The following is a 9,907-nucleotide window of genomic DNA, read 5'->3' as shown; positions in this document are numbered from 1 at the left end:
TCGCGGCTGTCGAGATCGGCGGTGTAAAGCGCCTTGCCGGTGACCTTTTCGATACCGTCGACCAGCGGCACCGGGCGGCCGATGGCGGACCTGTCGTGTTTGACGTTCATTTGCGGGCCTCCGCGGCGGCGACCTGCACCGATTTGAGAATTTTCGTGTAGCCCGTGCAGCGGCAGATATTGCCGCCCAGCGCGGTCCTGATCTCGGCCTCGCTGGGCTGCGGGTTGCGGCGCAAGAGCCCCTCGGCGGCGATGATCATCCCCGGCGTGCAATAGCCGCACTGGGTGCCGAGGTTTTCGTGAAAGGCCTTTTGCAGCGGCGACAGGTTGCCGTCGCGGGCCTGACCCTCGATGGTTTCCAGCTCGGCGCCGTCGCAGGCCGCGGCAAGGGTGATGCAGGACAGGCGCGGCGCACCGTCGATCAGCACCGTGCAGGCGCCGCATTCGCCGCCGTCACAGCCCTTCTTGGCCCCGGTCAGGGCCTGACGTTCGCGCAGAAAATCGACCAGAAGCAGATTGTCCGGCACCACGTCATCCACGGTTCGGCCATTGATCTTGAGACTTAGGACACGCTTCATCCAGCTTCCCTTTCCGCATTTCTTCACAAAAGCAATAAATCGGTACCAGTATACTAAAAAAGCGTGTAGGGTATAGATAATTCTTCGTGACTCGACAGAAACAGGAGTCTTTTCACCGTCGGAAGGGTCTGGTGGCCGGGGCATGTTCGGTGCAAGTCCATTGCCGCCGGGCCCATGGTCTGCGATCTTACAGGCGCAATTCAGTAGTTGATTGCGAAAATAACGACAAGGAGCCTTCATGACGGACGAAACAGAGCAGAGCAAGGAAGGCGCAGACTTTCGAATCCGCCGGGCCACGGCAGAGCATTTGCAGGATGTGATCGACCTTGACGCGCGCATCACCGGCCAGCCGAAACCGGAATTCTGGCAGGACATCTACGACCGCTATGCCACGCGGCGCGTCGACCAGCGGTTCTTCCTCGTCGCCGAGAAAGAGGGCCGCCCCGGCATCCTGGGGCTGATTGCCGGCGAGGTGCGCGGCTGGGAATTCGGCTCGCAGCCCTGCGGCTGGGTGTTCGCGGTTTCGGTCGACCCCGAGGTGCGCCAGCGCGGCATCGGCGAGGCGCTGTTCAAGGAGATGTGCAACGAATTCCGCCGCGCCGGGATGACCACGGTGCGCACCATGGTGCGGCGTCAGAACCCGCTCCACATGTCGTTCTTCCGCAGCGAGGGCATGATGGCCGGGCCCTATACGCAATTGGAAATGAACCTTGACGAAGGGTAACCGGCCCCCTACTTGCGCCGGACAGAAAAGGAAATGATGTGCAGAAATCAAGTCGACTTGCCATTTACGCCCTGATCGAGCTGGCCTCGAACCCCGAGCGCCAGATTTCAGCCGCCGAAATCGGTGCCAAGTACCGCGTCTCGGCCCATCATCTGGCCAAGGTGCTGCTGACCCTTGGCCGCGAGGGCTGGGTGCAGTCGATCCGCGGTGTCGGTGGCGGCTACAGTTTCACCGGCAATGCCAAGCGGCTGACCCTGTTCGACATCATCAGCGTCTTCGAGGATACCAATACCTCGTGCAAGCTCGATGATCCGAGCGAGGCCACCGACGAGGAATGGGTGCTGTTCGACGTCTCGAACGAGATCAACGACATCGCCATGTCGACCTATAGTTCGATCAGCATCGCGACCCTGCTGAAACAGGTCGAGCGCCGCAAGAAAGTGGCGATGAGGGACGCCGCCGCGCAGGACGCCTGAGACACCGCCGGACGCGAGACGCCCGCGCGCCCCGCCCCCTGTTGCCAGCAAGGCCTAGCTTTCTGCCAAGGCTGCCAGCTTTTCCCATGTTTCATCGACTTCGGCCTGAAGGCCGTCCCTGTGGTCATCGCTCAGGTGACGATAGCGTTTCTGCTGTGCCAGATAGGCGTCGATGGGCTGGTTCTTCTGCGCTGCATCGAGCCTGTAGGTGACGCCGTCCTCGATCTCGAGCAGCGGGAAGACGCCGGATTCCACCCCCAGCCGCGCGGTCTTGACGGCGGCATCGTCGGCCACGCCCCAGCCCGGCAGGCAGGGGATCAGCACGATGATGACCTTGGTGCCCCGGATCGTCCGGGCCTTCCTGATCTTGGCCGCCATGTCGTTGAGATGCGACGGGCTGACGGTGGCGATATAGGGGATGCGGTGCGCGGCGAGGATCTCGATCAGGTTCTTCTTGCGCGTGGTCTTGCCCAGCGGCGTGCTGCCGGTGGTGGCGTCGCGCGGCGTCGACGAGCTTTTCTGCCCGCCGGTGTTCATATAGCCCTCGTTGTCGAAACAGATATAGAGGATGTCCTCGTTGCGCTCGGCGGCCGAGGACAGGGCCTGAAGGCCGATGTCATAGGTGCCGCCATCGCCGGCAAGGCACAGGACGGTGGTGTCGTCGCGCCCCTGCTTGACCAGCGCCCGCTTGATGCCGCTGGCCGAGGCGGCGGCGGATTCCAGCGTGCCGTGCAGCACCGGGATCTTGGCGGCGCTCATCGGGTGGCCGCCGAGGATCACCGCCGAGCAGGAGGGCGCCACCACGCCCACCGTGTCCGGTCCGACCGCATTGAGGATCACCCGCATCGACAGGGCTTCAGCACATCCGGCGCAGGCGACATGGCCGGAACAGAACTGGCCCTGGTCGTCGTATTCTATCTTTTCCATGGCTTCACTCCACCCAGATCGGCTGATTGTCGACGTCGGCCGCACGGTAGTCGACGGCCAGTTTCTCGAGCGTTTCGGGCGGCACGTTGACCCCGCCGACCCCGGTCAGCAGACCGTAGAGCCGCGGCGCGTCGGCGCGGCCGAAAAGCGCCGCCTTCAGCTCCTGGTGCAGCACCCCGCCGAGACCGGGCGAATAGTTGCGATCCAGCACCAGCGCGCAGGGCACCCCGGCCAGCGCCTCGCAGAGCGCGGCGGCGGGCAGGGGGCGGAACAGGCGCAGCTTCAAAAGCCCGGCGGCAATGCCCTTTGCGCGCAGCGCATCGACCGCAAGCCGCGCGGTGCCGGCCATGCTGCCCATGGTGACAAAGACCAGCTCGGCCCCCTCGGTGCGGTAGGGCTCGAGCGGCGCGCTGGCCCGGCCGGTCAGCCCGGCCCAATCCTCTCCGGCGCGGATGGTCAGCGCCTCGACCCCCTGCATCGCCGCATCCATGTCGCGGCGGGTCTGGTTCCAGGCCGCCTGGTCGACCGGCGCCCCGGTCGAGCGGCCGCTGTCGTTGGCCAGCAGGATGTCGCGTTCGGGCCGGGGCAGGAAGGCCTGCACGGTTTCAGGCGACGGCAGGCTTACCGGCTCGACCGAATGCGACACGTAGAAGGCATCGTGGTTGACCATCACCGGCAGGTTGGCGGCTTCGGCGATGCGGAAGGCCTGGATCACCGTGTCGAGCGAATCCTGCGGGTTCTCGCAGTAGAGCTGGATCCAGCCGGTGTCGCGCTGCGACAGGCTGTCGATCTGGTCCGGCCAGAAGCCCCATGGCGCCGCCGGGGTGCGGTTGACGTTGAACAGCACGATCGGCGTGCGCGCCCCGGCAGCGTAATGCAGCAGCTCGTGCATCAGCAACAGCCCCTGCGACGAGGTGGCGGTGAAGACCCGCGCCCCGGTGACCGAGGCGGCAATGGCCGCGGCCATGGCGGAATGCTCGCTTTCGGGTGTCAGCAGCTCGGCGTCGAACTGATTGGCGCTCTGGAACTCGATCAGTTTTTCAAGGATCGGAGTCTGCGGGGTGATCGGATAGAGCGGGGCAACGTCCGGCCGCGCCAGGCGCACCCCCCAGGCCACGGCGTGATTGCCGTTGAGAAGTTGCAGATCCTCTTTGAACGCGGGCGCATTCATGACGTGGTTTCCTCCTGCATGTGGATGGAGCCGGTGGGGCATTCGGCAACGCAGAGCCCGCAGCCCTTGCAGTAGTCGGCATTGACCTGATAGCCGCCGTCGACGCGGCTGATCGCCATGTCGGGGCAGTAGAAATAGCAGTTGTCGCAGTAGATGCAGCTGCCGCAGCTGAAGCAGCGCTCGGCTTCCTTGCGGGCCTCGGCGGCCGCCAGCGGCAATTGCACCTCGTCGAACCCCTCGAGCCGCCGGTCGAGCGCGGTCAGGCGCTGGCGGCTGCGGGGGTGGCTTTCCTGATAGGCGGTGTTGATGCGCCCGAGGGCGACCGCTTCGCTGGTCTCGAAGGCCGCGCTCGCCCCGGTTCCGAGCAGGTTTTCGGCAATCGCATGCGCCGCCTCCTTGCCCATGCCGATGGCCTGGGTAACGAAACGGCTCATGCTGGCGACATCGCCGCCGGCATAAAGGCCAGGCGTCGCGGTCTGCCAGTCGGCCCCGGTGGCAAGCACCGGGCCGTCACCGGCCGCGACATCCTGCCAGCGCGCCAGATCGGCATCCTGTCCGATGGCCGGAATGATCGTGGTCGCGGCGAGATCGAAAGCACTGCCGTCGACCGGCTGCACCGAAAAGGCGCCGGGCCGGTCGCCGGGGATGAAATCGACCCGGACACAGCGCAGCGTCAGACCGGCCTCGCCGGCGCGCGCGCTGTCGAGCATCGCCCCGCTGACAAAGCAAATTCCCTCTTCCATGGCCTCGGCAATCTCGGCGGCCTGGGCCGGCAGGCGGCCCTCGGGTTCAAGCGACAGAACAGTCACCTCTGCGCCCAGACGGCGCGCCGAGCGGGCCACATCCATCGCCGCACTGCCGCCGCCGATCACCACCACCGATGCCCCGGCCTTGGCCTTCTGCTGGCCCAGAGGCGCGGCAAGGAAATCGGCGCTGTCGACGACCCAGGGCTGGTCGTAGTCCAACCCCGGCAGGCGTTTGGGCAGGCTGGCGCCGGTGGCCAGATATACCGCGTCATGGTGCTCTTTCAGGGCCGCCAGCGCCGCCGGGTCCGCGACCTCGGCCTCGAGATGCAGGTCGATGCCCATATTGACGATGCGCTCGATCTCGTGGTTCAGCACCTCGCGCGACAGCCGGTAGGAGGGGATGCCATAGCGCATCAGCCCGCCGAGATCGTCCTTGGCCTCGTAAAGCGCCACCTTGATGCCGTAGCGGCGCAGCTGGTAGGCCGCCGAGAGCCCGGCCGGGCCACCGCCGACCACCGCCACCGAATGCGGCTGTTCGGCGCCAGGTTCAAAGCCCCAGCCCTTGGCGATGGCGGTGTCGCCGACAAAGCGTTCGAGACTGCAGATGCCGACCGTCTCGTCGTGGTCCTTGCGGTTGCAGGCGCTTTCGCAGGGGTGGTGGCAGATGCGCCCGGCAATGGCCGGAAAGGGGTTGTTGTCGGCCAGCGTGACCCAGGCCGCCTGCAGATCGCCATCCTTGACCTGCTTGACCCATTCGGCGATGCGCCCGTTTACCGGGCAGGCCTGCAGGCAGGGAGAGGGCTGGTTCTGATAGGTCGGCAGGGCGCTGCGCCAGGTGCCGGTGAGGCGCGACTCGCTGGTCAGATGGGTCCAGAGCGGGGATAGCTGTTCGTTCATGCGGGCACCTTCTGGCTTGCCGCCGCGACCAGCCCATAGGCTTCGCGACAGGCGGCGACGTTTTCGGATTTCTTGACCGGGGCTGTGGCTTCGATGATCGCGCACATGGTGTCGAGATCGGGCTGCCCCAGCGCCGCCGCAAAGGCTCCGAGCAGCGCCGAGTTGACCACCTTGCCCATGTTGTTGCGCCGCGCCACCGCCTTGCCGTCGATCGGGATCACCCGGCGCAGCCCCAGCTGCGGCAGGGCCTCGGCCGGGCGCGCCGAATTGACCACCACCAGCGCATCCTCGGCGCCGAGGCGCAGAAAGGCCTCGTCCAGCAGGCTGTCGTCGAAACACATCAGCGCCGTGGCCGAGGTGATGTTGCAGCGCTGGACGATCGGCACGCGATCGACCCGCAGCGACGAGGTCACCGGCGTGCCGCGCCGGGCGCCGCCATAGGTCGAGAAGGTCTGCACGTGATAGCCCTTGGCGAACAGTGCCTTGGCCAGCTGGTTGCCGGCGGTCTGGGCGCCCTGCCCGCCCCGTCCCAAGATGATGATTTCCTGCATGGCTGCTCCCATGGATTGCAATTACGAAGACTGGCCGTCGCGCAGGCGAAAGCGCTGGATCTTGCCGGTCGCGGTTTTCGGCAGCTCGTCGACCGCCTCGACCCAGCGCGGGTATTTCCACACCCCGATGGCGTTCTTGACATGCTCTTTCAGCTCGTCGAACAGCCCGTTGATACTGTCGGGGTTCTTCAGGACGACAAAGGCCTTGGGCTTGATCAGCCCCTCTTCGTCCTCATGGGCGACCACCGCCGCCTCGATCACCGCCGGGTGGGCGACGATCACCTGTTCGACCTCGAAGGGCGAGACCCAGCGCCCCGAGACCTTGAACATGTCGTCGGTGCGGCCGCAGTAGTGGTAATAGCCCTCGGCGTCGCGGATGTACTTGTCGCCGGTATGGGTCCATTCGCCGGCGAATGTTGCCCGGCTCTTGGCACGCTGGTTCCAGTAGCCGTCGCCGGCCGAGCCGCCCGAGACCAGAAGCTCGCCCAGTTCGCCGTCCGGCAGGTCGTTGCCCTCTTCGTCGACCAGCCGCAGCCTGTAGCCGTCGAATTCGCGACCCGAGGTGCCATAGCGGATGTCGTCGGGGCGGTTGGACAGGAAGACATGCAGCATCTCGGTCGACCCGATACCATCGAGGATCGGCACCCCCATGCGGCTTTGCCAGCTGAGACCGACGTCTTCGGGCAGGCCCTCGCCGGCCGAGATGCACAGGCGCAGCCGCTCCGAGCCGTTCTCCGGCTGGCAGGCATCGTCTGCCAGCATCGCCGCATAAAGCGTCGGCACGCCGAAGAACAGGGTCGGGTTGAAACGGTGCAGCATGCCGAGCACCGACTCGGCGGTGGGGCGGTCGGGCAGCAGCACGGTGGTGGCGCCGACCGACATCGGGATCGCCATGCTGGCGCCCAGCCCATAGGCAAAGAACAGCTTGGCGGCGCTGAAACAGATGTCGTCATGGCGGATGCCGAGCACGTTCTTGCCGTAGTGGTCGGCGACATAGGCGGGGCTGGTGTGAACATGGCGCACCCCCTTGGGGGCGCCGGTGGAACCCGAGGAATAAAGCCAGAAGGCGGTTTCATCGGGGTGTGTGTCGGCGGTCTCGAAGCTGGTGCCGGCCTGCGCCATCAGGGCGCCGAGATCCGCGTGGCCGGCAGCGGCATCGCCCCCGCCCTCGCCCGAAACCACGACATGGCGCAGGTGCGGCAGGTCGGCCAGCAGGGGTTCGATCACCGGCAGCAGCGGCGCCGAGATCACCAGCGCCTGCGCCCGGCTGTCGTTGAGCATGTAGAGATACTGGTCGGGCTTCAGCAGCGTGTTGAGACAGACCGGAATGATGCCCGCGCGGATCGCCCCCCAGAAGACCGAGGGGTAATCGACCGTGTCCAGCAGCAGCAGCGCGATTCGCGCCTCGCGCCCGAGCCCGAGATCGACCAGCATGTTGGCCGCCCGATTCGTCGCGGTCTGCAACTCCTGATAGGTCAGCGACCGCGCCGTATCCTGGAAGGCAACCTTGTCGCCATAGCCACTTGTGACATTGCGGTCGACCATGATTTCCGCAGCATTGTACCGTTTTGCTGTTTTCATGTCCGTCACCTCCCAAATGACTTCCATTCTCTTTTTAGGTAATGTAGTACTAGTATGCATAATTAGACGTTTGTGCAATCAAAGAATTGCCGAATGGGGTGCTCCCGGGCCGGATCGGCAGCCCGAAAAGCGGAAAATCCCCGCCAGACAGGGAAGGCCAGATCGTGGGAGAATTGCTGTTAGAAGGCAAGGTTGCACTTGTAACGGGGGCCGGACGGGGCGTTGGCCGCGACATTGCCCTGATGATGGCGGCCAAGGGCGCAAGCGTAATCGTCAACGATATCGGCACCGGCGGCGACGGCGAGGGGCTGGACGATTCCCCGGCCCGCGAGGTGGTCCGCGAGATCGAGGCCGGCGGCGGCGCGGCGGAATGCAACTTCGGGTCGGTGGCGGATTTCGACCAGGCCGGGGCCATGGTGGCCCAGGCGGTCGACCGTTTCGGGCGGCTGGACATCGTGGTTAACAATGCCGGCATTCTGCGCGACACCATCTTTCACAAGATGACCGAGCAGGATTTCGACCAGGTGATCGCGGTGCATCTCAAGGGCAGCTTCGGCGTCAGCCGTCACGCGGCCGACGTCTTCCGGGCCCAGAAGTCCGGCTGTTTCGTGCATATGACCTCGACCTCGGGGCTGATCGGCAACCTCGGGCAGGCCAATTACATGGCCGCAAAGCTGGGCATTGTCGGCCTGTCGAAGTCCATCGCGCTGGACATGGCGCGCTATAATGTGCGCTCGAACTGTATTTCCCCCTTTGCATGGAGCCGGATGACTGAGAGTATTCCGGTAACCACACCCGAGGAGATGGCCCGGGTCGAGAAGCTGCGCCAGATGACGCCGGACAAGATCGCCGTGATGGCCACGGCCCTGGCGGCGGACGGCGCGGCGGATGTCTCGGGGCAGATATTTGCCGTGCGCAACAACGAGATCTTTCTGATGGGGCAATCTCGCCCGCTGCGCGGCATGCAGCGCGGCGAGGGCTGGAGCGCCGAGACCGTGCTGGAGCACGCCCTGCCCGCCCTCAGGCCCAGTTTCTACGGGCTCGACCGGACCTCGGACGTTTTCACCTGGGAGCCCGTGTGAGCATGGCCCGACAGATTGCAACACCAGACGGAAAGGCGCGCGAAACATACTGAACGGGGCCATGCCGGGCGCGAGACCGCGCGACAACACGGGAAGACCCCATAATACCAATCACCACGGTCAAGGGAGGAACAAATGGCCATTCACAAGACACTATTGGGTTTCGTCGGAGGGGCGGCGCTGGCGCTGGCCGGAACGGGCGCACTGGCGGCTGAATACACTTTCAACCTGCAGAGCTTCCTGCCGGCGCAGGCAACCATCCCAAGCAAGATCATCGACGTCTGGGCAGACGAGGTCGAAGAGGCGTCGGGAGGGCGCATCGAGATCAAGCGCTTTGCCTCGATGCAGCTGGGCGGCAAGCCGCCGGAACTGCTGGATCAGGTGATCGACGGGGTGATCGACATCACCTGGAACGTCAACGGCTATACGCCGGGCCGCTTCCCGTCGACCGAAGTTTTCGAACTTCCCTTCCTCGTCACCGATGCGCGCGCCGCGTCCTCGGCCTATTGGACGATGATGCAAGAGCACATGGCCGACACCGAATTCAAGGCGATGAAGGTGCTCGGAGTCTGGGTCCACGGCCCCGGCGTCATCCATGCCAACAAGGAAGTCACCTCGCCCGAAGATTTCAACGGCATGAAGATCCGCGGCGCCTCGCGCCAGGTCAATGCGCTGCTGAAGGAACTTGGCGCGACCCCGGTCGGCATGCCGGTTCCGGCGGTGCCCGAAGCCCTGTCCAAAGGGGTGATCGACGGCACCACCATCCCGTGGGAAGTGACCAAGGCGCTGAAGGTGCCGGAACTGGTCGAACACCACACCGAGTTCACCGGCCCGATGATGTATACCATCACCTTCGTGCTGGCGATGAACTGGGACAAGTACAACAGCCTGCCGGATGACCTGAAGGCGGTGATCGACGAAAACTCGGGCATGAAGTTCTCGGTCTTCGCCGGTGGCACGCAGCAGGATTACGACGCGCCCTCGCGCCAGCTGGCGGTGGATCGCGGCAACCAGATCATCACGCTGGATGCCGCGCAATCGGCGAAATGGGCCGAAGCCTCGGCGCCGGTGACGGCAGCCTGGGTCGCCGAGATGAACGAGAAGGGCATCGACGGACAGGCCCTGATCGATCAGGCCAAGACGCTTATGGCGGCCTATAAGTAAACCGCTTCGCT

At 65.1% G+C, this 9,907-nt stretch carries 10 protein-coding genes; 4 read left to right on the top strand and 6 right to left on the bottom strand.

Features of this window, described 5'->3' with window-relative positions; genetic code table 11:
- Positions 1–106 precede the first annotated feature (106 nt).
- Positions 107–577 carry a (2Fe-2S)-binding protein gene (locus ABZD10_RS10130; RefSeq protein WP_372886257.1) on the bottom strand — a complete coding sequence of 157 codons (471 nt, stop codon included), beginning with the start codon at positions 575–577 and terminating at the stop codon, positions 107–109.
- Positions 578–815: 238 nt separating this feature from the next.
- Between ABZD10_RS10130 and ABZD10_RS10125 the strand changes: the two genes are divergently transcribed.
- Both ABZD10_RS10125 and ABZD10_RS10120 read left to right on the top strand, forming a co-directional pair.
- A complete protein-coding gene (locus tag ABZD10_RS10125; protein WP_372886256.1) occupies positions 816–1,301 on the top strand; it encodes an N-acetyltransferase family protein in 486 nt (161 codons plus the stop codon).
- A 38-nt stretch (positions 1,302–1,339) separates the two neighbouring features.
- On the top strand, positions 1,340–1,777 hold the full coding sequence (locus tag ABZD10_RS10120; protein ID WP_372886255.1) for an Rrf2 family transcriptional regulator: 438 nt from the start codon (positions 1,340–1,342) through the stop codon (positions 1,775–1,777).
- A gap of 54 nt (positions 1,778–1,831) precedes the next feature.
- Here the strand turns inward: ABZD10_RS10120 and ABZD10_RS10115 are convergent, their stop codons facing one another.
- The 5 genes from ABZD10_RS10115 to ABZD10_RS10095 are packed head-to-tail and all read right to left on the bottom strand — an operon-like array spanning position 1,832 to position 7,650.
- Positions 1,832–2,704: a thiamine pyrophosphate-dependent enzyme gene (locus ABZD10_RS10115; protein ID WP_372886253.1), complete on the bottom strand. Its 873-nt coding sequence runs from the start codon at positions 2,702–2,704 to the stop codon at positions 1,832–1,834.
- Positions 2,705–2,708: 4 nt separating this feature from the next.
- Positions 2,709–3,875, bottom strand: coding sequence for a transketolase C-terminal domain-containing protein (locus ABZD10_RS10110; RefSeq protein WP_372886251.1), 1,167 nt, complete (start codon positions 3,873–3,875; stop codon positions 2,709–2,711).
- The gene (locus ABZD10_RS10105) at positions 3,872–5,518 is read right to left on the bottom strand and encodes an NAD(P)-binding protein (RefSeq protein WP_372886249.1); all 1,647 of its coding nucleotides are present in this window, start codon (positions 5,516–5,518) and stop codon (positions 3,872–3,874) included. The genes ABZD10_RS10110 and ABZD10_RS10105 overlap by 4 nt, the downstream gene beginning before the upstream one ends.
- On the bottom strand, positions 5,515–6,069 hold the full coding sequence (locus ABZD10_RS10100) for a 2-oxoacid:acceptor oxidoreductase family protein (RefSeq protein ID WP_372886248.1): 555 nt from the start codon (positions 6,067–6,069) through the stop codon (positions 5,515–5,517). Before ABZD10_RS10100 ends, ABZD10_RS10105 begins: the two co-directional genes overlap by 4 nt.
- Positions 6,070–6,090: 21 nt before the next feature.
- Positions 6,091–7,650 (bottom strand): benzoate-CoA ligase family protein, encoded by a 1,560-nt coding sequence (locus ABZD10_RS10095; RefSeq protein ID WP_372886247.1) that lies wholly within the window; start codon positions 7,648–7,650, stop codon positions 6,091–6,093.
- A 164-nt stretch (positions 7,651–7,814) separates the two neighbouring features.
- On the opposite strand from ABZD10_RS10095, the gene ABZD10_RS10090 reads away from it, so the two are divergent.
- Both ABZD10_RS10090 and ABZD10_RS10085 read left to right on the top strand, forming a co-directional pair.
- On the top strand, positions 7,815–8,732 hold the full coding sequence (locus ABZD10_RS10090) for an SDR family NAD(P)-dependent oxidoreductase (RefSeq protein WP_372886246.1): 918 nt from the start codon (positions 7,815–7,817) through the stop codon (positions 8,730–8,732).
- Positions 8,733–8,867: 135 nt separating this feature from the next.
- The gene (locus ABZD10_RS10085) at positions 8,868–9,896 is read left to right on the top strand and encodes a TRAP transporter substrate-binding protein (RefSeq protein ID WP_372886245.1); all 1,029 of its coding nucleotides are present in this window, start codon (positions 8,868–8,870) and stop codon (positions 9,894–9,896) included.
- The last annotated feature ends 11 nt before the right edge of the window (positions 9,897–9,907 follow it).

This window comes from Shimia sp. (genome assembly GCF_041624275.1).
Taxonomy (GTDB): domain Bacteria; phylum Pseudomonadota; class Alphaproteobacteria; order Rhodobacterales; family Rhodobacteraceae; genus Shimia.
This window is presented reverse-complemented; position numbering and strand designations above follow the sequence as displayed.

What these genes read in the sequence shown, in the direction of transcription:
- ABZD10_RS10105 (WP_372886249.1), bottom strand. Translation starts at nt 5,518, where the DNA reads ATGAACGAACAGCTATCCCCGCTCTGGACCCATCTGACCAGCGAGTCG.
- ABZD10_RS10095 (WP_372886247.1), bottom strand. Translation starts at nt 7,650, where the DNA reads ATGAAAACAGCAAAACGGTACAATGCTGCGGAAATCATGGTCGACCGC.
- ABZD10_RS10100 (WP_372886248.1), bottom strand. Translation starts at nt 6,069, where the DNA reads ATGCAGGAAATCATCATCTTGGGACGGGGCGGGCAGGGCGCCCAGACC.
- ABZD10_RS10130 (WP_372886257.1), bottom strand. Translation starts at nt 577, where the DNA reads ATGAAGCGTGTCCTAAGTCTCAAGATCAATGGCCGAACCGTGGATGAC.
- ABZD10_RS10110 (WP_372886251.1), bottom strand. Translation starts at nt 3,875, where the DNA reads ATGAATGCGCCCGCGTTCAAAGAGGATCTGCAACTTCTCAACGGCAAT.
- ABZD10_RS10125 (WP_372886256.1), top strand. Translation starts at nt 816, where the DNA reads ATGACGGACGAAACAGAGCAGAGCAAGGAAGGCGCAGACTTTCGAATC.
- ABZD10_RS10115 (WP_372886253.1), bottom strand. Translation starts at nt 2,704, where the DNA reads ATGGAAAAGATAGAATACGACGACCAGGGCCAGTTCTGTTCCGGCCAT.
- ABZD10_RS10085 (WP_372886245.1), top strand. Translation starts at nt 8,868, where the DNA reads ATGGCCATTCACAAGACACTATTGGGTTTCGTCGGAGGGGCGGCGCTG.